Source organism: Hwanghaeella grinnelliae (assembly GCF_004005845.1).
Taxonomy (GTDB): Bacteria; Pseudomonadota; Alphaproteobacteria; order UBA8366; family Aestuariispiraceae; genus Hwanghaeella; species Hwanghaeella grinnelliae.
In genome coordinates, this window is sequence record NZ_SADE01000003.1 from 175,666 (window position 1) to 199,407 (window position 23,742).

Consider the following 23,742-nt stretch of genomic DNA (forward strand, 5'->3'; position numbering starts at 1 on the left):
CGGCCCGGCGATCACCCCCGCATACGCTCTCCCTTCGGATCGAAGGGCGGGTCGGGGAGGATGGATGCTGGACGGCGTTCACCCATAACTTCGATTTCAAACCCGCCGCCATTCCCGGCCAGCGCCGTCGGCACATAGCCGAGCGCCACGGATTTATCGACGTGGTGAGCGTAACCGCCGGAAGTCACATAGCCAACTATCGCGCCATCATGCAGGATCGGCTCGTTGCTGATGACATCAGCGTCCTTCACATCGACATCGAAAAGAACCAGGCTTTTCGCCGGTCCGTCCTGCTGTTCCTTCATTGCGGCATCCCGCCCGATGAAGTCGTTTTTCTTCAAATCCACAAACCGGGAAAGATTGGCTTCAAAGGGGCCGTAGATGGGCCGGTATTCCGTCGCCCAGGAACCGAAGGCCTTTTCCAGACTAAGGGATCGCATGGCGCGTGTTCCGAACAGCGTCAGCCCGAATGCCTCGCCTGCCTCCATCAATGTATCGAACAGGCGGGCTTGAAACTCCGGCTTAACCCACAATTCGTAGCCAAGGTCGCCGGTAAAACTGACCCGTCCGGCCAAGACGGGAACCATGCCGACTTCGATCGACCGGAAATCCATGAACTTGAAACCGTCGTTCGACAGGTCCGTATCGGTCAGCTCCGCCAAAACATCCCGGCTTTTCGGACCGGCGAGCGAAAGGCCGCAAAGCCCCAGATCGTGCGAACGGATGTAAACACCGGACTCCGGCAAATGCTGTTCGAACCAGCGCATATGATACTGTTGCGCCAGACCGGAGCCAAAGACGAAGAAACGGTCATCCGCCAGTTTCCCAACGGTGAAATCGCCGATCAATTTGCCCTGATGGTTCAACATCGGCGCCAGTGTCAGACGTCCGGTCTTCGGCATTTTGTTCGCCAGCATATGGCTAAGCCAGCTTTCCGCATCCGGACCGGTCACTTCGTATTTTGCGAAACTCGAGGTTTCCGTCAGGCCGACGCCGTTGCGGACGGACTGACATTCGGCCTTGATCCGCTCAAACGCGTTGGACCGGTAATAGGTCACTTTTTCCACCGGCTCTTCGCCCTCAGCCGCGAACCACAGCGGGACCTCCAGACCGTAAGACGCCCCGAAAACAGCGTTGCGGGCCTTCAATCGATCGTAGATCGGGGTCATCTTCAATTGCCGTGCAGCCGGCAATTCCTCATTCGGGAAGGTGACCTTGAAGCGGCGGGAATAGTTCTCGCGCACCTTGGCGTTCGTATAGGCCATCGTGGTCCAATCGCCGAACCGGGCGATATCCATGCCCCAAACATCGAACCCCGGATCACCGTCCACCATCCAGTTGGAAAGCGCCAATCCGACCCCGCCTCCCTGACTGAACCCCGCCATGACACCGCAGGCGCACCAGTAATTCTTCAATCCGCGGACCGGGCCGATCAGCGGGTTGCCGTCCGGCGCAAAGGTAAAAGGACCGTTGATGATCTGTTTGATGCCCGCGCGCTGAAAGGCCGGGAAATGCGCAAAGCCCACTTCCAAGGACGGCGCGATACGGTCGAGGTCGGGGGCCAGCAATTCATGCCCGAAATCCAATGGTGTGGATTTGGTCGACCACGGAACGCCGGCACGCTCATAGGTTCCCATCAGCATGCCGCCGCGTTCCTGGCGCATATAGATCTCGCCATCCGGATCGATCACATGCAGGACCTCGGCACCGGTCGATTCGTTGATTTCAGCGACTTCCGGCATGTCCTCGGTCAGCAGGTACATATGTTCCATCGCCAGGACGGGCAGCTCGAGTCCGACCATCCGGCCGACCTCCCGCGCCCATAGACCACCGGCATTCACCACGTGATCCGCATGGATCGTGCCGTCCTTGGTGACGACGTCCCAAGTGCCATCCTGCCGCTGCACAAGTTCGGTGACCGGGTTCCGCAAATAGACTTCAGCGCCGTTGATCCGCGCGGCCTTTGCATAGGCATGGGTCGTACCCGACGGATCGAGATGGCCGTGAAGCGGCGTATAGAGAGCGCCAAGAAACTGGTCAGGGTCCATGATCGGCAGGCGGCGTTGTGCCTCCCTCGCGTCCAACAGCTCCGTCTCGATCCCCAGCAATCGTTCTTTCGATTGCATGATCTTCAGCGCCTCCATCCGTTCCGGTGTGCAGGCCATGAACATGCCGCCGGTCAGATGGAAGGACGTGGACTGCCCGCTGATCTCCTCGATCTCCTTGTACAGGTCGATCGTATAGCTTTGCAGTTTGGCCATGTTCGGATCGCCGTTCAGCGTATGAAACCCACCCGCGGCATGCCAGGTGGAGCCCGAGGTCAGTTCCGACCGCTCGATCAGCACGACGTCCCGCCACCCTTTTTTGGTCAGATGGTAAAGTACGCTGGCACCGACGACACCGCCGCCGATGACGGCGACCTGAACATGAGATTTCATGCGGAGGGACCTCCCTGGACCGAGGAAACATTGTACGACCGGTGCAAGGCCCGGCAGATTTCCGATAAGGCCAGTTCATTTCGACCGTGCCTTACCCGGTGGAATCATGTGACTGAACTGTGGGAAGAACAAAGGTCAAAAGGCGACGGTTCGTAGCGTCGGTTCGACGTGCATGCGTCGTATCTGGAACAGTTTGTGCAGCACATGATGTCGAACGACGGTTCGGGATCGGGACAAAAAATGGTTCGGGAATTTCCGGAAGCTTTCGAAGACCATGAAGTAGGTGCAGCCATTGCTGCCACCCGCTTCGGCTATGGCGCCCGTCCGCAGGAATTGCTGCAGATCGGCAACCAACCCCGGGAATGGTTGCTTAGCCAAATGATCTCGGACCCGCTGCCCGAAGCCCTGAAGAGCTTGCCGGACAGCAAGGATTTGTTGAGCGACATGCTCGCCGCCCGCCAAAAGGGGCGCTCCTCCATGCGCGTCTACCGGCAGGAAGCCCGCAAGCGCGCCCTGAACGAAGCAGCGACCCATCTAGCCGTTTCCTTGAACAGTCCAACGCCTTTCATCGAACGCCTGGTCCGTTTCTGGACAAACCATTTCACCGTATCGATGGTCAAACCCGCGGTGATGCCGCTGGTTGCGGCGTTTGAGCGCGAAGCCATCCGCCCCAACATATTCAACAGCTTCTACACCATGCTGCATGCGGTCGTGTCTCATCCCGCAATGCTGATTTATCTGGACAATGTGAACTCGCTCGGACCGAATTCGGTGGCGGGGCGGGGCCGCAAGAATCCGTTGAACGACCGCCTTGCCCGGCAATTGCTGGAGCATTTTACCCTTGGCGAAGGGTCCGGATACACACAATTGGATGTGCGCGCGCTTGCCCACATGCTGACCGGATGGACCGTCGGCGTGAACAACCCGGCGACGCGTGGTGAGTTCGCGTTTCGCGACAGCTGGCATGAAGGCAATTTCAAGGAATTCCTCAGGCGCACATTCCCAAGTGCCGGGGTTCTGGAAGGCGAAGCGGCGCTCGATCATCTGGCTCGGTCCGCGGCAACGGGCAAGAACCTGTCCCATAAGATGGCGCAGGCCTTCGTTGTGGACGAACCCGACCCGGGATTGGCGAGCGGGATTTTTGCCGGTTTCGTCGTTGGTGGCGGACGCGCCGACGGCATGGCGCGCGGTCTTGTCGAGGCGCCGGAATCTTGGGTTTCCGAGCAACGGAAGGTCAAATCGCCGACGGATCTGGTTCTGTCGGTCTTGAGGTCGCTGGATGTCAGGTCACGATCCGGCCGCCGAATCCTGAACGCCATCCGTATGCTGGGCCAGCCGCCATACCAGGCGCCAACCCCGGATGGCTGGCCCTACTCCTCGCTTTCTTGGATTACGCCGGAACTGCTGTTGGAACGCGTTGAATGGTGCGCCGAAATCGCGGGGATCACGCGCCCGCCGGATGGCAAATCCGTCCCGGACCTTGCCTTGGACGTCCTTGGCCCACTGCTGAAGCCGGCGACACATAGGCGCCTTAGAGTCGCCCGGGATGAGGTCGAAGCCTTGGCCCTGCTTTATGCCAGCCCGGAGTTTCAACGCCGATGACCGCACATACGCCCTACATTCCCAACAGGCGGACGGTTCTGGCCGGCGCGGCCGCCGCAACAGTCATCGCAGCGCAAGGTGTGAAATTCAGCGTTGCCGCAACGCCGGGAAACAAGCGGTTGGTCGTCGTTCTTCTGCGCGGCGGGCTGGATGGCCTGGCGTTGTTCCCGCCATTCGGCGACAGCGACTATTCAAAAATGCGGGCGGGCTTGGCCCTTCCGCGCGCGAATACGGATGGCGGTGTACTGGACTTGGATGGGTCCTTTGGGCTGCACCCCGCGGCGGAGGACCTTCTGGCATTTTGGTCGGCAGGCGAACTCGTCATCGCACCGGCGGCGGTGACCGACTATCGCGGCGGGTCGCATTTCGCTGCCCAGGACGCCTTGGAAACCGGGTCGGCCGGCGGCGGATCGAAAACCGGCTGGCTGAACCGTGCCGTCGGCGCCCTTGGCAGCGCAACAGGCAAAGGGGTCACCGTTTCCGATGACGTCCCCTTGATTTTGCGGGGGCCGGGTAATGCCTCAGCCGCAACGCCGCCACCGCGCCCCTATCGCAATCCCGGATTCTTCCGGCAGGTGCAACTTCTCTATGGTGACGACACTCTATTCAGCAGCATGATCGTGCAGGGTGAACGCGACCGCCAGCGCACCACCGACACCGTGACGGCGGAAGACGTTCAGTCAGGCCGTGGGGCGGACAGGGCACAGTTTCTGCCGATCGCCGCCGCCATGGCCGGGAAACTGCTCGCCTCGGACGACGGGCCGCGCGTTGCCGTGCTGGAGGCGGACGGTTGGGACACCCATTGGGATCAAGGGGCGATGGACGGTCGTCTCGCCCGCAGTTTTAGCGGCCTGGCATCCGGCTTGTCCGTGCTGGCAAGCGCATTGGGTCCGGCCTGGAAAGAAACCGTTGTTGTGGTTGCAAGCGAGTTCGGCCGAACCGTCAAACCCAATGCCCATGGCGGCACCGATCATGGCTTCGCCACATCGGCGATGATGCTGGGCGGAGCCGTCGCCGGAGGAAAAATAGTCGGGCAATGGCCCGGGCTTTCGGACGGCAAGCTGGATAAAACCGGCGGGATCGCTTCTGGCTTCGATACCCGCAGCCTGTTTAAGACGGCCTTGTTTCACCACATGGGCATCAACGGCAATACAGTCGCGACGACAGTATTGCCAGGAACCGCGTCGGCGCCCGGCATACCAGGCCTGATACGGTAGGAATACGTCCACAGGCCAGCGGAACGTCCAGAAACGAGACAATCTGTCACTTGGCAGTGACTACGATATGCGTTTACAGTGCCGCGTGTTTGTATTTTAGGGGTATCGATAGAGTCGCCCGGCAAAGAGGCGGCATGTCGAGGGAGGGAAAATGGCATCCCGTGACAAAGAGGCCACAAAGGCCAAACTGATAAAAGCCGCCGGCCAGGTCATGGCGCGTGACGGTTTCGCAAAAATGGGCGTCAACGCCGTCGCCCGCGAAGCGACTGTCGACAAGGTCCTGATCTATCGGTACTTCGGCGGCCTGGAAGGCCTGATCAAGGCCTATGCCGAAGATGGCGATTTTTGGCCGGGGGTCGAGGAATTGATCGCCGAACCGGAAGCCATCTATCGGGCCCGCCCGGCGGCCGAGCAGATGGCCCGCGTCTTCCGCAACCTGATTTCCGCGCTGCGCCGCCGACCGGTAACCTTGGAAATCCTGGCCTGGGAAATGGCGGACGGCAACGAGTTGACGAAGCACCTGGACGAGGTCCGTGAGACTTTGGGACGGGAGTTCACCCGCCGCTTTGGCCATGCCGGTCCGGCGGAAGTCGATTTGATGGCTTTTTCCGCGCTGATGGCGGCATCGGTCAATTACCTGACCGCACGGTCCCGCCACAACAAGAGCTTCAATGGTATGGATATCAGCAAGGAAGATGGCTGGAAGCGGCTCGAAGAAACGATCAGCACCGTTTGCCTGAAGGTTTTGTCATAGGTGATTTTTTCGCACCCACCCTTGGTTTGGGCGCGGGTGAAAGCTATGTCATTGCCCTGACGCATTTAATCACCGGCTAAGAAAAGGAAGAGTTCCAGAATGGGTATGCAGTATATGCACACGATGGTTCGGGTGAAGGACCTGGACGAATCACTCGACTTCTACTGCAACAAGCTGGGCCTTGTTGAAGTGGAACGCATGGATAACGAGAAAGGCCGGTTCACACTGGTCTTCCTGGCGGCGCCGGATGATGTCGACGTTGCAAAGTCCGAACGGACCGCAATGCTCGAATTGACCTACAATTGGGATCCGGAAGACTATGACGGCGGCCGGAATTTCGGCCACCTTGCGTATCGCGTCGACGATATCTACGCGACTTGCCAGCACTTGATGGACAACGGCGTGACGATCAACCGGCCGCCGCGGGACGGCCACATGGCCTTCGTTCGCTCACCCGACGGGATCTCCTTCGAACTGCTGCAGCGCGGCAATTCGCGGGAGCCGGCGGAACCTTGGGCATCAATGGAAAACACCGGCAGCTGGTAATTTATCGGTAGTTGGTAATTACGGGGTCGATCTCCGCCACGTAAAAGAAAAACGCCCCGACCGATCCGGCGGGGCGTTTTGCTTTTCAGACAGCTGAAACAGCGTTAGTCGCAGCCGATGTGGAACAGGCAGTCGCCCCGTTCCGACCGGGCCGGAACGCGCTTGGCGAGAATAATGCCGTGAACATCGAATTCGATCCTGACCGGGTCACGGCCCGGCGATTCCGGATAATGCAGCAAGGCCGCCGGATCACCGGGTTTCACCGCATCGCCCGGCTCAGCCAAGGGTTCGAACAAACCCGGTTCCGGTGCATAGACCAGATTGTCGTTGAGGAAAATCCGGGTTTCGGTCTGGGGCGCTTCAACCACACGGTCGAGCGCGCCGAGGCGCACCAGCGCCCGTTCCAGACCAGTCTTGGCCAGTTGCGCATAGGCCCGATTCACCATGCCCGCGCCCCCCAGTTCAGTCGCAAATGTCACGACGTCCTGCCGAAAGCCCGCCGCAGAGGAATAGCCGGCCTCGTCATCACGACCATACACCGTCGCATAGGGCAGGCCGAAATCGCGAGCAATCTGTTCCTTCAATTCAGCCGCAGGATCATCGCCGTGACGCGGCAGCATCACGGTCGGCACATAGAGCAGCGAACTGCCGCCGGAATGCAGGTCGAACAAAAAGTCGGCATCGGGCAACAGGACCGACTCGATAAAATGCGCGATGACTTGGGTCGGATTCCCTTTCGGGTTGCCGGGGAAGCTGCGGTTCAGGTTGCCCGCATCGATGGGCGATGTCCGCAGCCCAGCCATGGCGGCCGGAAAGTTCGCCATCGGCAGGAAAATCAAGCGCCCACGGATGTCGGAGGGCTCCAACTCCCGGATCAGGGTGGAGAGGATGACTTGCCCCTCGTACTCGTCCCCATGATTGCCGGACATCAGCAGGATCGTCGGCCCGTCGCCATTAGCGATGGTCGCGATGGGATAGGGTAGGAAACCGTATGCCGACCGATGAACCGAATGCGGCAGGCGCAGAAAACCCGTCTGCTTACCGGATGCGGTCAGATCGACTTCACAATGAATAGGGTTGGACACCATTTGCCCCTCTGGGTTTGAAAAGTGAGGACGGGGCCCGCGTATGCGCGCGGCCCCGTATTCTTCACCACAGGGTAGGCTATATGTTGCTGTCCGGGAAAGCTTCCTTTCGCTGCTTCACGAAATCCTTCAGCGCTTCGGCCGTTCCCGCGTCCATATCCGGTTTTTCGTAATTCTTCAGCAAACGATCGACCCGCATCGCGGCGCGTTGCGTCATATCCATCGAGCCTTCCGATTCCCACTGCTCGAACGAATTGTTGTCCGCCAAGGGGGAGCGATAGAAAGCAGTCTCGAAATTCGCCTGGGTATGCGCACAGCCTAGATAATGGCTGCCCGGCCCCACTTCGCGGATCGCGGATAGGCCCTGGCCGTTCTCGCTCATGTCCGGGCCGACCAAAAGGCGCTGGATCATGGCGCATTGGTCCGCGTCCATGACGAATTTCTCGTATCCCATGACCAAGCCGCCTTCCAGCCACCCCGCCGAATGCAGCATGAAGTTGACCCCGGCGAGGGCAGCGTTCTGAAGCGTGTTCGCGGATTCATACGCCGCCTGAGCATCGGAAATCTTAGACCCGCACAAACCACCGCCGGAGCGGAAGGGAACGCCCAACCGCCGTGCCAATTGCGCCGCACCATACAGAACCAGGGTCGGCTCGGGCGTGCCAAAGGTCGGCGCACCGGACTGCATGGATATGGATGAGGCGAAGGTGCCGAAGACGACCGGCGCACCGGGGCGCACCAGTTGCGTCAGGGCAATCCCGCTCATGGCTTCGGCCAAGATTTGCGACAGCGTACCTGCCACTGTCACCGGGCTCATCGCGCCGGCCAGGATGAACGGCGAGATGACCGTCGCCTGATTGTTCCGTGCGTAGACCTTCAACGCGCCCAACATGGTGTCGTCCCACACCATCGGCGAGTTGGCATTTATCAAATTGATGACCACACAGTTCTGATCGACGAAGTCCTCGCCGAACAGAATCTTGCACATCTCGACCGTATCCTCGGCACGTTCCGGCGCAGTGACGGACCCCATGAACGGCTTGTCCGAATAGGTCATATGAGTCAGCACCATATCCAGGTGGCGCTTGTTCACCGGCAGGTCCACAGGCTCGCACAAGGTACCGCCGGCATGATGAATACCGTCGATAGAATAGGCGAGCTTGGCGAAGTTCCGGAAATCCTCGATCGTCGCATATCGACGACCGCCTTCCAGGGACCGCACGAAGGGGGGACCGTAGGCCGGAACCAGGACGGTGTTCTTGCCACCGATCTGGACGGACTTTTCACGATTGCGGGCATATTGCGTAAATTCGGCCGGCGCCGATTTCTGAATAATCTCGCGCAGCATCCCTTTTTCGAAGCGCACGCGTTCGCCATCGACCGACGCACCGGCTTTGCGCCAGATGTCCAGCGTTTCAGGATCGCCGCGGAAATCGAGGCCGATTTCGGCAAGGATGGCATCCGCATTGTCCTCGACGATCGTCAATTGATCGTCGCTGAACGGGTCGAATGTCGGGATCCCCCGCTTGATATAGGGGATACGAACAGCGCCGCCCGCCGCCCGCGCCGCCTGACGACCTGCGCGGCCACCGCCGCCGCGCCTTGACTTTCTGCCTTCCGAACCGCCTTCAGCGTCACTCATGTCCCGATTTCCGTATGCAAGGAGTTGTCCCATAGGGGAATGCTAAAGGACACACTATCCGTGCAGTAACGGCCGCCCGCCCGCGAATTCGCGACGCGGTTTTAGAGTCTGTGCGTCATTACCCCTGACGCCTGGGGATGACGACGAGAAATACTGCTAAAACAACAAGACATAAGGCGGAAAATTCATAAACGCCGGGTTGTTCATCCAGCAAGACCATGCCGGAGAAAACACCCAGGACAGGGATCATCAAAGTGGACACGGTGGACACGACAATGGGGATCTGCCCGGCAATGCGATACCACGCGTAATAACAAAAAACCCCTGCAACCGTGCTGTTGTAGACAAGCGATGCCCACGACGCCCAACCTATATTCACCCAGTCCGTTTCAACGGTCATATAGGCGATAACGATGATCGGTACCACGCCCAACCCTTGGAGCCAGGCCGTCATTGCGGAAGTTGCCAGGGAAAACTGGTAGTGGCGGATAAATACCGTCCCAGCCCCCCAGCTGAAGGCCGCCAGAATACAGCTCGCCGTACCCATCGGGTTCTGCCCGATTAGTTTATAGTCCTGAACCAGCAGCAACAGCATCGCGCACATCCCGGCGGCGAGGCCGAAAATCTGCCGTGCCGTAAGCCGCTCCTTGATCACAATGATGGTGATCAAGGTCGCCCAGATCGGCATCGTGAAACCGAGGATCGCGGCGCGGCCGGACGCCATTTGGCCAATTCCCCACAAAATCAGAGAGTTCCATGCGGTGATGTTCAGAAACGCCGCGGGAATCAATCCGATCCAATCGCGCTTGGTTGGAATCAGATTCCTTTTCTTCACCAGCGCGATGATCAGGAATCCGAGCGCGCTGGCACTGATATTGACGGCACGAAAATCCATGACCTGGATATCCGCCAGGCCGATTTTCATGAACGGCCAGTTGATACCCCAGAAAAAGGTCAGCATGGGAAGAAGGATCAACACTTCTTTGGGAAGGCTAATCCGCGACGCTAAGGACATGAAGAAGGCACTCTCGCAACGATTATCAAATCATTGTCAAAAGTATACCCGCTGCCGCCCCTAAAACCACCACTAGAATGGGATGGACCCGTCCGACCTGAAGCAGCGCCAATCCGGCGGCGGCAAGTGCGAAGTCATGCGGCTGATGGACGATTGATACGAAGATCGGGTCGTACAGTGCTGCGCCCAACAGGCCCACGACTGCCGCGTTTACCCCCGCCACCCCCGACCGTGCCGATTGCGCCGTGCGTATCCGGGCCCACATGGAAAGCCCCGCCGGCACCAGAAAGACACTCGGCAGAAAAATCGCAACCAATGCCAACGCGCCCCCCGCCAGACCATTGGGCGATTGATCCCCCGCGGCGCCCAGATAGGCAGCAAGCGTGAAGAGAGGCCCCGGCACCGCCTGCGCAGCGCCATAGCCGGACAGGAAGGTGTCGCTGTTCATCCAGCCTTTTCCGACAACGGCGTTTTCCAACAAGGGCAGAATCACATGACCGCCGCCGAAAACCAGCGCGCCCGCCCGATAGAAAGCCTCGAACAAAGACAGCGCTTCGCTCGGCCAAAAGGTAAGCGCTAGGGGCAGCCCGAACAGGAATCCCAGGAATAGCACACTTGCGGCACCGCCGACTGCATTGGATACGCAGAAACCGGGATCTGCATCCCCTGCCGCCCTGTCCGCGATCCGATCCTTGCGCAGCAGGACCAAGCCGAGAACCGCGCCCGCCACGATAACCGCGATTTGCGCCAGCGCACCGCCGATCAAGCTCAAGAAGACAAGGGCGGCGAAAGCGATACCGGCCGTCGCCCGGTCCGGGCAGAGAGAACGGGCCATGCCGATCACCGCCTGGGCGACGATCGCGACTGCCACCAGTTTCAAACCATGAACCAAGCCGACGACCAGGGGATCCGCGGATCCACCCAATCCATAGGCGACCGCGATCATCACAGCGGCGGAAGGCAGAGTGAACCCGACCCAAGCCGCCAAGGCCCCAAGATAGCCGCCCCGCATCAGGCCGAGCGCCAAGCCGACCTGGCTGCTGGCCGGCCCCGGCAGGAACTGGCATAGGGCGACCACTTCACCGTAATGGGAATCGGTCAGCCATTTCCGCCGTTCGACGAACTCGGTGCGGAAATACCCCAGATGCGCGACTGGCCCGCCGAAAGAAGTCAGCCCGAGCCGTAGAAAAATCACCAGAATTTCGAAAACGCCGGAGGAAGCCTTCCGTTCAGGCATGTGTGTCCCTTGTATCCTGTCGGCCCACTAAGACGACCTTACTACCGGAACAATGTTACCATCGCGCGTCAAATCCGTCGTGCCGCGAGATGGCGAACGTCTTATCGATCGCTCAATTGTCCCGGAAGCCAGGTGGCGATCTCAGGAAACAACACGATCAGCGCGACCGCGACGATCATGAGCAGGAAGAACGGCAGAGCGGCATAGGCGATCCAAAAAATGTTCCGGCCCGTGAGCCCCTGAATGACGAACAGGTTGAATCCGACAGGCGGCGTGATCTGGCTCATCTCGACAACCAGGACGACATAGATGCCGAACCACAGCAGGTCGATACCGGCGGCTTCCACCATCGGCAACAGGATCGCTGTGGTCAGAACCACCACCGAGATGCCGTCGAGGAAGCAACCGAGAACGGCGAACACCAAGGTCAGAACCGCCAGCAGCGCATAGGGCGGCAGGTTCATTTCTTGGATCAGCTGGGTCAGCGTTCGCGGAATGCCGGTGAAGCCCATCGCGACCGACAGGAAGCTGGCCCCGGCGACAATGAAGATGATCATGCATGAGGTTCGCGTCGCGCCCATGAGACTATCGATGAAACTCTTCCAGCTCAGTGACCCGGTAACCGCGGAGATGATCAGCGCTCCGGCCACTCCGCAGGCAGCGGCTTCGGTCGCCGTCGCCCACCCCTGATAGATCGAAGCGATGACGAAGACGATCAAGGACAGCACCGGGACAAGCCGCCCCGACGCCCGGATTTTTTCAAGCAACGACATTTTAATGTCGAAGGCAGGGGTGCGGCTTGGGTTCAACAATGACCATCCGGCCGTATAAGCCATGAACAGCCCGCACAACATCAGGCCCGGCAGGATGCCGGCGATGAACAGCCGAACGATCGAGACTTCCGCCGACACGCCGTAGACGATCAGGATGATCGAGGGTGGGATCAGCAGCCCAAGCGTGCCGGATCCGGCGAGTGAACCGAGAATCAGCTTCTCGTCATAGCCGCGGCGGGACAGTTCCGGAATCGACATCTTTCCGATGGTCGCCGCCGTCGCCGCCGAACTGCCGCTGACCGCCGCGAAAACCGCACAGCCGAGAATGTTCACATGGATCAGTCGGCCCGGCAGCCGGCCCATCCAGGGTGCGAGGCCTGAGAACATGTCCTCCGACAGCCGCGTGCGAAACAGGATTTCACCCATCCAGACGAAAAGCGGCAGCGCGGCGAGTGTCCAAGTCGCGGTCGACCCCCAGACCGTGGTCGCCATGATGAGGCCCGGCGGCGCGCTGGAACTCAATGTGATACTGACCAGACCGACCGCGGCCAACGCCATCGCCACCCAAAGCCCGCCAGCCAGGAACACGAACAGAATACCGGTGAGGATGAGTGCTTGTGTTAATAGATCCATGACGCCCGAGCCCTAAACCAGATCCGCCGAAGAATCGTCGCGCTTTTCCAACACCACGTCCTGGCTGTCGTCGAAAGACGGTGTGCCGCCGAACAGGATGTTGAAAAACTCCTCCACAAGCGCGACCGCCAGGACAATAAGCCCGGCCAGCATTGCGCCTTGCGGGATGGCAAGCGGAATGGCCAACAGGCCATCCGACACTTCTTGGAACTTCATTGAATCCTGCACCAGCTTCCATGTGTACCAGGCGAAGTAGCCGATCAATGCGGTCGCGACGGCAACACTAAGAAGGTCGGCAATGTGGCGCAGGCGCGGCGGCAGATAATGCAGCACCACCGACACCCGGATATGACTGCCGGCGCGGAAGGAATAGGCCAAGGCCAGGAAGGTCGTGGCGGCAAGCAGGAATGCGGACGCCTCGTTCACGCCGGGGACCAGGACACCGAAAAGCCGGCCGATGATTTGGGCCAGAATCAGGACGCCGATCATCGCCAGCGCGATCGCCGCCAGGACACCACAGAACTTGTAGACGAAATCAAGCGCGACGCGGACTCGGCGCATTGTTCCCGGCCTCCTTTTACTGAAAAAGAGGGATTACTGGGCAAAAGAAACCGCGGCGCGCCATCACAACGAGCGCGCCGCGGCCTCAGTTGGAATTACATCGCGTTGTAGGCGCCGATGATTTCCTGACCCTTTTCGCCGGCCTTTTCCAGCCATTCGCCGGTCATCGTCTTACCAATTTCACCGAATTCGGTCTTGAGCTGATCGCCCGGTGCGCCGACGGTCATGCCATTCTTCGCCAGCGTGGCAGCGGCTTCATCGCCAGCCTTCCGCGCCGTTTCCCAGCCGCGCGTTTCCGCGTTCTTCGCAGCGGTCAGAACGGCGTTCTGCTGTGCTTCGGGCAGGGCATCAAAGGCCGCCTTGTTCACAAACACGGCGTTCTTCGGATGCATGGCGTCGGTTGTGTAGAAATAGTCCAGGAAGTCCCAGGACTGCACATCGACACCGGTCGTCGCCGAGGTAAGCATGGCGCTGACCACGCCCGTCGAGAAGGCTTGCGGGACTTCCGCATACTGGACCGTGGTCGGGGTCGCGCCCATCAGTTCCGCCAATCGCGACGTCGCGGCGTTATACGCGCGGAACTTCACGCCTGACATATCGCTCATCGAGCTTACAGCCGTCTTGCTGTAGAGGCCCTGGCCCGGCCAAGCGACGGTGTAGAGCAGCATCAGCCCCTCTTCCGCGAGCACTTCCTCAAGCACCGGCTTCTGCGCCTGGTAGAGCTTCCAGGCATTGTCGAACCCAGCTGCGAGGAAGGGGATGCCGTCAGCCTCGAAGACCGCGTTCTCGTTGCCATAGGCCGACAACAGAATTTCACCGATCGGGGCTTGGAATGTCCGAACAGCGCGTTTGATCTCCGGCATTTTAAACAGCGACGCACCGCTGTGGACCGTAATGGTCAGGCCGCCGTCGGTCAGGTCGGCAACTTCCTTGGCGAAGGCTTGGACGTTCTGGGTGTGGTAGTTGCCTTCCGGATACGGTGTGGGCATGTCCCAATTTTCGGCGTTTGCCGATGTCGATCCAACGGCCATGGTCAAGGCAGCAAAGGCCAAGGACGCGGACATTACAGAAGCTGTAAGAAGTTTTCTCATAAGTCGATCTCCCAAGTGAAAAGCCCTCGTTCCGCCGCCCCCCAGTTCTGGTGTGTTTCCTTCGCGGATTTTCTTCGACGGAAGTCTGGAAGAAATCCTAGACTGTGATTAGGACGTGGCAACCCGAAAAGCTAAATGAGATGCCGGAGGCGTCTTCGCGAGGCGCCGGACCGGCACTCGTCACAGCATAAATTCCCTGCAGGCAATGACTTCCGACACCCAAAAGGTATCGCGGGGATCGCCGTTAAAATCAAAAATCCCTATCCGCAACCGAAGAACTCCACGGACCGTTCACGCCACAACCCTGGACAATCCGTCCATTCCTTCCTAAGCAGCCGTAAGGGGAGTGCGAGCCCCATGGATTTCCATTATCTAATGTGGGACTGACAAAGTCATGACCGGCGAAGAACAGACAGGCACCGCCATCGTCCTTGGCGCAGGCATGGTTGGTATTTCCTGCGCCATCCACCTGCGCAAACGCGGCTGGGACGTCACCTTGCTGGAGAAGACGAAGCCCGGCGCCGAAACATCCTATGGGAATGCGGGGGTGCTCAGCCGTGGGTCGGTCCTGCCCATGAGCTATCCCGGCATGGTCTTCGACATCCCCAAAATCCTGACCGGTGGAACAGATGCTGTTCGGTTCGACTTCTCCGCACTGACCCGCGTTTTCGGCTGGGCGCCATCCTTCCTGAAGAACGGGACAAAAGCCCGAAACCGCGCTTTGTCCGTAGGATTAAGCGCGCTGGTCGAACACTGCGTTCAGGAACATGAAGCCCTGATGGAAGAGGCAGGCGCCACCAGCCATTTGAGCAAACGTGGGTGGATCAAGGTCTATCGCAGTGAGGCAAGCTTCGAAAAGACTGCCTTCGAGCGCGAGATGCTGGACCACTACGGGGTCCGTTATGCAGTGCTGGACCCCAAAGACTTGGCCGAATTGGAACCGAATTTGGAGCCGATCTATGCCAAGGGTCTTCATATTCTGGATACAGCCAGCGTCGACGACCCGGGCGCGTTGTGCGCCGCCTATGCCGCATTGTTCGAGAAACTTGGCGGCAAAATAGAGATCGGCGCAGCGAAAGCCGTCGGCGAAGCCGGCGACAGCGCAACCGTCCAACTGGATGATGGCAGGGCGCTGGCCGCCGAACATATCGTCGTCGCGTTGGGCCCCTGGTCCGGCGGCTTACTCGAATCCGCCGGCGCCAATTTGCCCGCCTTCGAGGAGCGCGGTTATCACCGGCACTACCGTGCCGAGGGCAATGCCACGCTCAACCGGCCGATCAACGATGTGGATGGGTCTTTCGTGTTGGCGCCAATGGCGGCCGGAATTCGCCTTACCTGCGGTGTCGAGATTGCATCTTTCGATCATCCCAAGACGCCGAAACAGTTGGAAGCCGTGCTGCCGAAAGCGCGGCAAGCCTTCCCCCTGGGCGACACGACGGAAGACGAACCCTGGCTGGGCCGCCGACCGAGCCTGCCCGACAGCCTGCCCGCCATCGGAAAAGCCCCCAAGCACGACCGGGTCTGGACCTGTTTCGGACACCACCATATTGGCCTGACGACAGGCCCGATCAGCGGACGATTGTTGGCGGAGATGATGTCCGGCGAAGAAACGATTATCGACCCCGCCCCCTATAATCCGTCTCGTTTCGCCTAGCAGAAGGTATTTCCCCGCATCCCGCGCAAGGCTGCGACGCGAAATCGCCGTATCCCTGTCGCACAGGCGAAAGCCTAGAAAACACGGAAATCCCACAACGCTTGATAGGTTGCCGTTCCCACGGCGGCGGTTTCATGCCGTGGGGAGGGACAAAAACTCTTCTATGACGGAGACGGTTTTAATGGCGCAGTTCCAAAAGAGCGCGGATGTCGTGATTATCGGCCTGGGCGGTATCGTCGGGGCTTCCGTGGCCCACCACCTGATTGAACGGGGCTGGGAAAACATCATCGGCATCGACAAATCGGGCATCCCGACCGATATCGGCTCGACCGGCCATGCATCGGACTTCTGTTTCAACACGATGCACGATCAGATGACGATCTTCACGACCAAATACTCGATCGACTTTTTCGAGAAACGAGGTCGTTACGCGCGGATCGGCGGCATCGAAGTTGCCCGAAAGGGTGATGATGAACGGATGCTCGAATTGGAGCGTCGCGTGACCTCCGGCCGCGCATTCGGCAGTCGGGTTGAGATGATCACCGCTAAAAAGGCGAAGGAACTGATGCCGCTGGTCGAGGAAGACCAGATCCAGGGCGCTCTTTGGGATCCCGACGCAGGGTTGGTCATCCCCCGGTCCCAAGTCGTCGCCGGCGAAATGATCCGCGACGCCGAGGAAACCGGCAAGCTTCAGATCATGCCCAACACGCCGTGCACCGGTCTGGACATCGCAGACGGCAAGATTAAAGGCGTGCACACCCCGCGCGGTTATATTGAAACGTCCAAAGTGGTCGTTTGCGCCGGGCTTTGGGGCCGCCTTATCGCCGAGATGGCTGGCGAGGATCTGCCGGTCATGCCGGTCGATCACCCGTTGACCTTCTTTGGCCCCTATAACGAGTTCGAAGGCACCGGCAAGGAAATCGGCTTCCCACTGCTGCGCGACCAGGGAAACTCAGCCTATCTGCGCGACACCGGCGACCCGAAAAGCACCGAGGGCGGCCAGATCGAATGGGGTTACTATGAGGAAAAGGAACCCCGCCTGGTCCATCCGCGCGACCTGCTGGAAAAGGAACAAGCCCGGCTTTCCCCGTCACAGCGCGACCTGGATATGGAGCAGATCATAGAGCCGCTGGAACGCGCCATGGAACTGACTCCGGTCCTGGGGGAACTTGGCTACAACGAGAAACACTCCTTCAATGGATTGCTGCAGGTGACCGCCGACGGTGGCCCGTCCATCGGTGAGTCCCCGGATGTTCGCGGCTTGTGGTACGGCGTTTCCGTCTGGGTTAAGGATGGCCCCGGCACCGGCAAGATCATTGCCGATTGGATGACCGACGGACGCACCCATATCGACCATGCCAGCATCGATTACGCGCGTTACTACCCGATCCAGAAGTCGGAGAAATTCATCCAGGACCGCTGTTTCGAATCGGCTTTCAAGATCTACAATCCGCCGGTCCATAACCGTGAACCCTATTCCAAGGGCCGCAACCTGCGCTCTGCCCCCTACTATCTGCGGGAAAAGGAACTGGGCGGGTATTTCATGGAAATCGCCGGATGGGAACGCGCCCACGGCTATGCCAGCAACGAACCGCTGTTGGAGAAATACGCGGACCGTGTTCCGGAACGTCTGCACGAGTGGGACAACCGCCATTTCTGGCGCGTCTCGAACGCGGAACATCTGGAGCTTTCCGAAAATGTGGGCATGGTCAACCTGTCCCATTTCGCGATCTACGACATCACCGGCCGCGATGCGGCGACGCTGATGGAGTATGTCTCCTCCTCCAAGGTCGCCGGCGACACCGCCGTCGGCAAGGGCGTCTACACCAACTTCCTGGACGACCAGGGCGGGGTGATGGCCGACCTGACCCTGCTGCGCCTGGGTGAGAACCGCTTCCAGATGATCGACGGCGGCGACGCGGGTAACCGGGACGCCACCTATCTGCGCCGCATGACGCAAGACAAGGGCTGGGATGTCTTTGTCGAAGATCGCACCGACCACTACGGCTGCATCGGTGTCTGGGGCCCCAACGCCCGCGAGACCCTGAAGAAACTGGCTGATGACCCGGCCGGCCTGGACCCGGAAAACTTCGCTTTCGGCGCCTGCAAGGACTTCACCCTGCGCGGCGTTCCGGTCAAAGGTTTCCGCATCTCCTATGTCGGTGAGCAGGGCTGGGAGCTTCATTTCTCCATGTCCTACGGCCTCGCCTTGTGGGATATGTTCCGAGAGGTCGGCATCACACCGGTGGGCGTCGAGACCTATGCCAACAGCCGCCGGCTGGAGAAAAGCCTGCGGCTGCAGAACGCGGACCTGCTGACCGAGTACAATCTGCTGGAAGCCGGGCTTGCCCGCCCGAAGGTCAAGGCCGCCGATTTCCGCGGCAAGGAGGCGAACCTCAAGCAGCGGGACTTGGCCCATCAGGTGGCCATGCTCTGCACATTGACGGTGACCGACAATGTCGACCAGGACGGCGTTGCCCGCTTCATGATGGGCAATTGCCCGATCGTCGACCCGAAGACCAACGAGGTTCTGATCGACGCTCAAGGTCGGCGTTCCTACACCACCTCGCTCGCCTACGGCCCGTCCATCGGCAAGAATATCGCCTTGGGTTACCTGCCCCAGGATTATTGCGAGGAAGGCCGTGCGTTGGAGATCGAATACTTCAACCAGAAATTCCCGGTTCAGGTGGAGGCCGTCGGCATGAAGGCGCTGTACGACCCGACCAATGCGCGGATGAAGTCCTAACCGCCTGATTGAGACCGTGAATCCCAAACCGCCGGGACCTTCGGGTTCCGGCGGTTTTATTTTGATCGGTTGGCGGGCATAGCGCGATGTTGCGGCCCTGGGGACCACGGTACATTCTGCTGCCAATCGATATTGAGGCCGACAAACGGGCCTTGCACCAGCCGTGGAGGGGCCCGAAAAGATGTCCGAAACCGACGTAAAAAGCGAATATCCGTCCTGGGTCGTCGAAAAACTGCGCTACAACGATACGGACCGACAAGGCCATGTGAACAACGCTGTCTTTGCAACGATGCTTGAGGCCGGCCGCGTCAGTTTTCTCTACAACCCCGATAACCCGATCGTCGAACCCGGCGGCTCCTTCGTCATCGCGCGACTTGAACTGGACTTCAAGGCCGAGATGAACTGGCCGGGCATTGTCGATGTCGGCACGCGTGTGAAAAAGGTCGGATCCAGTTCCTGCGTGCTTGAACAGATTATCGTTCAGAATGGCGTAGTCTGCGGCCACGCCGTCACCATCATGGTCCAAATGGATGACGAAACGCGAAAGTCAAAACCGTTATCGGATACCATGAAGGCACGGTTAGAGGCCCTGAAGCAGCCTGAGTGACCCTAGCGACTTGCGCGCCAAGTCAACCGTTGTTGACATTGCACGGAGGATGCGCGGCCATCCTGCTTTCGGGCTAACGTTGTCAACGCCAGTTCACCATGCCGATAGGTCTGTTGGCGTTCGGCGTTCGGAACCGTGCTACCAAACCGTCACTAGGGGTTGTGCTGGATGGGGTCTCCGGTACGGCCAGCGGCTTGGGGGAAATTCTGGGGCTCCCAAGCCCAACGGGTACAATTTTGTACCGGTGTCGCAGGCAGCGGCCGTCGCCCAAGCGGCGATGGCCGCGCCAGCGGGCCAAACAGGCCAATACCCTATTTTCCGCTGTTACACACTATCTGCTGAAGTTTCCGCAGCGGGCTCGACCGTTTGCACGGTGCGTTTTCCGTCCTTGTCGGTCGCGTGGAATTTAAAGCGCCGCCCCTTGAAAACGTTGTTCCGCATGTCTTCGATCATCGCCGCGGCTTTACCGCGCGGCGCGATCACATCGATGATCCATAGATTTTCGCCGCTGGTCCAATCGGCCGGTGCAAGGCGGGAAGCCCCGGATTCGACACGTTTTTCGACCTCGTCCGATAGTGATGCCCACAACACACATCCGGCGGGTCCGCCTTTTTCGTCGCGGTACATGCGGAACCGCGCCCTGGCGACTGGCGCGAAGATCAGCCATTCCGCATCGGCCATGAAAAAGTGCCGGTGGCTCGCTGTCTGGGTCATCAGCCAAAGGATTTCCGAGGAGGCCTGCCCCAGCGTCAACGACCGCTGCCCGGTCGCATTGCCGGCTGCATCCGGCTCTACCGCAAGGGCATTTTCACTCTCTGACTCGGACATTTTTCTCACCGCCTAAATCGTTACCAAGTGGCCGGAATTGGAATGCTTCAAACCGTACCACAGTTCCCGAACGGGACAAATTTCAACGGGCATGCCCGACACGTCTAACCCGGTTTCCGCGCCCCGATCAGGAATTCGACATTGCCTTGCGGGCCGGTGATGGGGCTTTCGGCGATGCCCTCGACCTGCCAGCCGGCTTCTCCGCTCAACCAAGCCGCGACTTCGTCACAGACCCGCCCGTGCAGGTCAGGATCGCGCACAACGCCGCCCTTGCCGACTTCACCTTTGCCGACCTGAAACTGCGGTTTGATCAACGCGACCAGCCACGCGCCCGGCCGCGCCAAATCGAGCGCCGCCGGCAAGACTTTCTCCAGTCCGATGAAGCTGGCGTCGCAGACCACGATATCGATTGGGTCCGGCACCAGTTCCGGCCTCAGGTGTCTGGCATTCGTTGACTCAAGAACCACCACCCGTTCATCGGTGCGCAATTTCCAATGCAACTGACCACGGCCGACATCGACCGCATAGACGCGCGCCGCACCGTTCTGCAGCAACACATCGGTGAAGCCGCCGGTCGATGCGCCGACATCCAGGGCGACCATCCCCGCCGGGTCGACCGAGAAAGCAGTCAATCCTTTCTCCAGCTTCAGGCCACCCCGGCTGACCCAGGGGTGATCCTGCCCCCGAACCTCCAGCGGTGTTTCCTCGGTTATCTGCTGTCCAGGCTTGTCGATCCTCTTTTCCTCGGAAAAGACGACCCCGGCCATGATCAAGGCCTGGGCCTTGGACCGTGTTTCCACCAACCCGCGATCGACAAGCGCCTGATCCGCCCGGATTTTCCTAACGCGTCCCTTACCGCTGGCAGCCATACCCGTCACCCTCGGTCCGTTGATGGCTTCCGGCCCGGCTTGCTCACCACATAGGCGGCAACGGACAACAAAACCACGCCGGTCACGGCCAGCAGCCATGGCGGCATATCGCGGTAGAGAGCCATATACAGGAAACTCGCCGTCATTGCGGAAACAGCACAGACCTTCCCCCAGACCGGGATGACACGATGGGAGTCCCAGTCGCGCAACAGCGTACCGAAGCGCGGGTGATCGTAGAGCCAGTCGTGAAGCTTTTGGCTGGACCGCGCGAAGCCCCAGGCAGCGACGATCAGGAAAGGCGTCGTCGGCAGAAGCGGCAGAAACACCCCCAGCAACCCCAACCCCAGGGCCACGAGGCCGAGGCACAAAAAGATCACGCGATGCGTGACCTTTGGATGAACTTTCGATTGGGGCCGGATATCGGGCATGGCGGTCGGCACCGTCGCCGCCGCGCTAGGCACGGACCGGCGTCTCCACTTCCGAATCTCCGCCGAGCGCCGCAACGGCCGTGGCGACGATATGCGGCGCGGTCAAACCGGCCTGCTCGTATTGCACCTCAGGCTTATCCTGGTCCAGGAAGGCATCGGGCATGAACATCGGCCGCACCTTCACCTGTTGCGTCAAATCCTCACGCACCAGAAGGTCCAGAACCTGGGTCGCGAAGCCACCGATGGAGCCTTCCTCAATCGTGATCAAGACGTCATGTCCGCGTGCCAATTTCCGCACAAGGTCGGCGTCGATCGGCTTGGCGAAACGGGCGTCAGCGACCGTCGTGGAATAGCCTTTCGCTTGCAGCAGGTCTGCGGCTTGCAGGGATTCCTGCAACCGCGCGCCCAGCGACAGGATGGCGACCGTTTTGCCTTCGCGCACCACCCGGCCCTTGCCGATTTCCAGCACTTCCGGCCGTTCGGGCATGTCGACGCCGACGCCCTCGCCCCGCGGATACCGGAAAGCAGACGGGCGGTCATCGATCGACGCGGCGGTTGCGACCATATGAACAAGTTCCGCTTCGTCCGACGCGGCCATGACAATGAAGTCCGGCAAGCTGGCGAGATAGGCGATGTCGAAGGCGCCGCAATGCGTTTGCCCATCCGCGCCGACATAACCGGCCCGGTCGATCGCAAAGCGGACCGGCAGTTTCTGGATGGCGACGTCGTGCACCACCTGGTCGTAACCGCGCTGCAGGAAGGTGGAATAGATCGCCGCGAACGGCTTATAGCCTTCCGTCGCCAGCCCCGCACAGAAGGTCACGGCATGCTGTTCGGCAATGCCGACATCGAAGCTGCGGTCGGGATGCTTTTCCTGAAAAATATTCACCCCTGTCCCATCCGGCATGGCGGCCGTGACGGCGACGATCTTGTCATCCTCATCCGCCAGTTTCGTCAGGGTCTGACCGAATACCTTGGTGTAGCTGGGCGCATTCGGCTTCGCCTTCACCTGGGTTCCGGTGACAATGTCGAACTTGGAAACGCCGTGATACTTGTCCGCCGACTCTTCCGCCGGGGCATAGCCCTTGCCCTTTTGCGTAACCACGTGGATCAGGACCGGCCCCGCACCCTCGGCATCGCGGACATTCTTCAAGACCGGCAGCAAATGTTCCAGGTTGTGGCCGTCGATCGGGCCGACATAGTAAAAGCCCATCTCCTCGAACAGGGTTCCGCCCGTAACGAAACCGCGGGCGAATTCCTCCGCCCGTTCAGCCGCTTTTTCCAACTGTTTCGGGAACCGCTCAGCAATGTGTTTGCCGAGGCTTCGTAGCGACATATACGACTTCGACGACAGCAGCCGAGACAAATAGGCGCTCATCGCGCCGACCGGCGGGGCGATGGACATGTCGTTGTCGTTCAGGATCACGATCAGCCGGGAATTCATCGAACCGGCATTGTTCAGCGCTTCAAAGGCCATACCGGCGCTCATCGCACCGTCGCCGATCACGGCGATGACCGAATTGTCCTTGTCACCCAGGTCGCGCGCGACCGCCATGCCGAGACCGGCGGAAATGGAGGTCGAGGAATGCGCGGTGCCGAACGGGTCATAGACACTTTCCGACCGCTTCGTGAAGCCGGACAGTCCCGCGCCCTGACGCAGGGTCCGGATGCGGTCGCGGCGTTCGGTCAGAATCTTATGCGGGTAGCACTGATGGCCGACATCCCAGATCAACCGATCCGACGGGGTATCGAAAATATAATGCAAGGCCACGGTCAATTCGATGACCCCAAGCCCCGCGCCCAGATGGCCACCGGTCTGGCTGACGGCGCTGATGGTTTCCGTGCGCAATTCGTCCGCTAGCTGACGCAGCTCGCTTTCGGCCAAGCTGCGCAACGCGGCCGGTGAATTGACCTTGTCCAGCAAGGGGGTCGACGTGTTCACCGTGAAACTCCAGACCTTATTGATTCCAAGAACAAAAATACGCGCACCGGATACCCTGGCCGGTCAAAACGACC

General features: G+C 60.0%; 19 protein-coding genes. 7 read left to right on the plus strand and 12 right to left on the minus strand.

Annotated elements, in window-relative coordinates; translation table 11 throughout:
- Positions 1-11 precede the first annotated feature (11 nt).
- Positions 12-2,438 carry a GcvT family protein gene (locus EOI86_RS17855; RefSeq protein WP_127766807.1) on the minus strand — a complete coding sequence of 809 codons (2,427 nt, stop codon included), beginning with the start codon at positions 2,436-2,438 and terminating at the stop codon, positions 12-14.
- Between the two features lie 240 nt (positions 2,439-2,678).
- On the opposite strand from EOI86_RS17855, the gene EOI86_RS17860 reads away from it, so the two are divergent.
- The 4 genes from EOI86_RS17860 (at position 2,679) to gloA (ending at position 6,557) form a co-directional block, all read left to right on the plus strand.
- The gene (locus EOI86_RS17860) at positions 2,679-4,040 is read left to right on the plus strand and encodes a DUF1800 domain-containing protein (protein ID WP_161973885.1); all 1,362 of its coding nucleotides are present in this window, start codon (positions 2,679-2,681) and stop codon (positions 4,038-4,040) included.
- A complete protein-coding gene (locus EOI86_RS17865; protein WP_127766811.1) occupies positions 4,037-5,257 on the plus strand; it encodes a DUF1501 domain-containing protein in 1,221 nt (406 codons plus the stop codon). The genes EOI86_RS17860 and EOI86_RS17865 overlap by 4 nt, the downstream gene beginning before the upstream one ends.
- 151 nt (positions 5,258-5,408) lie before the next feature.
- Complete coding sequence (locus tag EOI86_RS17870; RefSeq protein ID WP_127766813.1) at positions 5,409-6,011, plus strand: TetR/AcrR family transcriptional regulator; 603 nt, start codon at positions 5,409-5,411, stop codon at positions 6,009-6,011.
- A 99-nt stretch (positions 6,012-6,110) separates the two neighbouring features.
- Complete coding sequence (gene gloA, locus EOI86_RS17875; RefSeq protein WP_127766815.1) at positions 6,111-6,557, plus strand: lactoylglutathione lyase; 447 nt, start codon at positions 6,111-6,113, stop codon at positions 6,555-6,557.
- 104 nt (positions 6,558-6,661) lie between these two features.
- Here the strand turns inward: gloA and EOI86_RS17880 are convergent, their stop codons facing one another.
- From EOI86_RS17880 to EOI86_RS17910, 7 genes are all read right to left on the minus strand, one after another.
- Entirely contained in the window at positions 6,662-7,645 is a 984-nt protein-coding gene (locus tag EOI86_RS17880; protein WP_127766817.1) for a succinylglutamate desuccinylase/aspartoacylase family protein, read from the minus strand.
- A 76-nt stretch (positions 7,646-7,721) separates the two neighbouring features.
- Complete coding sequence (locus tag EOI86_RS17885; protein WP_127766819.1) at positions 7,722-9,284, minus strand: trimethylamine methyltransferase family protein; 1,563 nt, start codon at positions 9,282-9,284, stop codon at positions 7,722-7,724.
- A 118-nt stretch (positions 9,285-9,402) separates the two neighbouring features.
- Positions 9,403-10,245: a DMT family transporter gene (locus EOI86_RS17890; RefSeq protein ID WP_161973886.1), complete on the minus strand. Its 843-nt coding sequence runs from the start codon at positions 10,243-10,245 to the stop codon at positions 9,403-9,405.
- A 79-nt stretch (positions 10,246-10,324) separates the two neighbouring features.
- Complete coding sequence (gene chrA / locus EOI86_RS17895) at positions 10,325-11,536, minus strand: chromate efflux transporter (RefSeq protein WP_127766823.1); 1,212 nt, start codon at positions 11,534-11,536, stop codon at positions 10,325-10,327.
- Between the two features lie 101 nt (positions 11,537-11,637).
- Positions 11,638-12,942 carry a TRAP transporter large permease gene (locus tag EOI86_RS17900; protein WP_127766825.1) on the minus strand — a complete coding sequence of 435 codons (1,305 nt, stop codon included), beginning with the start codon at positions 12,940-12,942 and terminating at the stop codon, positions 11,638-11,640.
- 12 nt (positions 12,943-12,954) lie between these two features.
- On the minus strand, positions 12,955-13,503 hold the full coding sequence (locus tag EOI86_RS17905; protein WP_127766827.1) for a TRAP transporter small permease: 549 nt from the start codon (positions 13,501-13,503) through the stop codon (positions 12,955-12,957).
- Positions 13,504-13,598: 95 nt separating this feature from the next.
- Entirely contained in the window at positions 13,599-14,594 is a 996-nt protein-coding gene (locus tag EOI86_RS17910) for a TRAP transporter substrate-binding protein (protein ID WP_127766829.1), read from the minus strand.
- 394 nt (positions 14,595-14,988) lie between these two features.
- Between EOI86_RS17910 and EOI86_RS17915 the strand changes: the two genes are divergently transcribed.
- The 3 genes from EOI86_RS17915 (at position 14,989) to EOI86_RS17925 (ending at position 19,601) form a co-directional block, all read left to right on the plus strand.
- Positions 14,989-16,248, plus strand: coding sequence for an NAD(P)/FAD-dependent oxidoreductase (locus tag EOI86_RS17915; RefSeq protein WP_127766831.1), 1,260 nt, complete (start codon positions 14,989-14,991; stop codon positions 16,246-16,248).
- 181 nt (positions 16,249-16,429) lie between these two features.
- A complete protein-coding gene (locus tag EOI86_RS17920) occupies positions 16,430-18,994 on the plus strand; it encodes an FAD-dependent oxidoreductase (protein WP_127766833.1) in 2,565 nt (854 codons plus the stop codon).
- Between the two features lie 181 nt (positions 18,995-19,175).
- On the plus strand, positions 19,176-19,601 hold the full coding sequence (locus EOI86_RS17925; protein WP_127766835.1) for an acyl-CoA thioesterase: 426 nt from the start codon (positions 19,176-19,178) through the stop codon (positions 19,599-19,601).
- Positions 19,602-19,925: 324 nt separating this feature from the next.
- On the opposite strand, the gene EOI86_RS17930 is transcribed toward EOI86_RS17925, so the two are convergent.
- The 4 genes from EOI86_RS17930 to dxs form a co-directional block, all read right to left on the minus strand.
- Positions 19,926-20,429, minus strand: a complete 504-nt coding sequence (locus tag EOI86_RS17930) for a toxin-activating lysine-acyltransferase (protein ID WP_127766837.1) — start codon at positions 20,427-20,429, stop codon at positions 19,926-19,928.
- 104 nt (positions 20,430-20,533) lie between these two features.
- Positions 20,534-21,298: a TlyA family RNA methyltransferase gene (locus EOI86_RS17935; protein ID WP_127766839.1), complete on the minus strand. Its 765-nt coding sequence runs from the start codon at positions 21,296-21,298 to the stop codon at positions 20,534-20,536.
- Between the two features lie 5 nt (positions 21,299-21,303).
- Positions 21,304-21,759, minus strand: a complete 456-nt coding sequence (locus tag EOI86_RS17940; RefSeq protein ID WP_205032251.1) for a YbaN family protein — start codon at positions 21,757-21,759, stop codon at positions 21,304-21,306.
- Complete coding sequence (gene dxs, locus EOI86_RS17945) at positions 21,752-23,668, minus strand: 1-deoxy-D-xylulose-5-phosphate synthase (RefSeq protein WP_127766841.1); 1,917 nt, start codon at positions 23,666-23,668, stop codon at positions 21,752-21,754. The genes EOI86_RS17940 and dxs overlap by 8 nt, the downstream gene beginning before the upstream one ends.
- Positions 23,669-23,742 lie beyond the last annotated feature (74 nt).

What these genes read in the sequence shown, in the direction of transcription:
- EOI86_RS17855 (WP_127766807.1), bottom strand. Translation starts at nt 2,438, where the DNA reads ATGAAATCTCATGTTCAGGTCGCCGTCATCGGCGGCGGTGTCGTCGGT.
- EOI86_RS17860 (WP_161973885.1), top strand. Translation starts at nt 2,679, where the DNA reads ATGGTTCGGGAATTTCCGGAAGCTTTCGAAGACCATGAAGTAGGTGCA.
- EOI86_RS17865 (WP_127766811.1), top strand. Translation starts at nt 4,037, where the DNA reads ATGACCGCACATACGCCCTACATTCCCAACAGGCGGACGGTTCTGGCC.
- EOI86_RS17870 (WP_127766813.1), top strand. Translation starts at nt 5,409, where the DNA reads ATGGCATCCCGTGACAAAGAGGCCACAAAGGCCAAACTGATAAAAGCC.
- gloA (WP_127766815.1), top strand. Translation starts at nt 6,111, where the DNA reads ATGGGTATGCAGTATATGCACACGATGGTTCGGGTGAAGGACCTGGAC.
- EOI86_RS17880 (WP_127766817.1), bottom strand. Translation starts at nt 7,645, where the DNA reads ATGGTGTCCAACCCTATTCATTGTGAAGTCGATCTGACCGCATCCGGT.
- EOI86_RS17885 (WP_127766819.1), bottom strand. Translation starts at nt 9,284, where the DNA reads ATGAGTGACGCTGAAGGCGGTTCGGAAGGCAGAAAGTCAAGGCGCGGC.
- EOI86_RS17890 (WP_161973886.1), bottom strand. Translation starts at nt 10,245, where the DNA reads ATGCTGACCTTTTTCTGGGGTATCAACTGGCCGTTCATGAAAATCGGC.
- chrA (WP_127766823.1), bottom strand. Translation starts at nt 11,536, where the DNA reads ATGCCTGAACGGAAGGCTTCCTCCGGCGTTTTCGAAATTCTGGTGATT.
- EOI86_RS17900 (WP_127766825.1), bottom strand. Translation starts at nt 12,942, where the DNA reads ATGGATCTATTAACACAAGCACTCATCCTCACCGGTATTCTGTTCGTG.
- EOI86_RS17905 (WP_127766827.1), bottom strand. Translation starts at nt 13,503, where the DNA reads ATGCGCCGAGTCCGCGTCGCGCTTGATTTCGTCTACAAGTTCTGTGGT.
- EOI86_RS17910 (WP_127766829.1), bottom strand. Translation starts at nt 14,594, where the DNA reads ATGAGAAAACTTCTTACAGCTTCTGTAATGTCCGCGTCCTTGGCCTTT.
- EOI86_RS17915 (WP_127766831.1), top strand. Translation starts at nt 14,989, where the DNA reads ATGACCGGCGAAGAACAGACAGGCACCGCCATCGTCCTTGGCGCAGGC.
- EOI86_RS17920 (WP_127766833.1), top strand. Translation starts at nt 16,430, where the DNA reads ATGGCGCAGTTCCAAAAGAGCGCGGATGTCGTGATTATCGGCCTGGGC.
- EOI86_RS17925 (WP_127766835.1), top strand. Translation starts at nt 19,176, where the DNA reads ATGTCCGAAACCGACGTAAAAAGCGAATATCCGTCCTGGGTCGTCGAA.
- EOI86_RS17930 (WP_127766837.1), bottom strand. Translation starts at nt 20,429, where the DNA reads ATGTCCGAGTCAGAGAGTGAAAATGCCCTTGCGGTAGAGCCGGATGCA.
- EOI86_RS17935 (WP_127766839.1), bottom strand. Translation starts at nt 21,298, where the DNA reads ATGGCTGCCAGCGGTAAGGGACGCGTTAGGAAAATCCGGGCGGATCAG.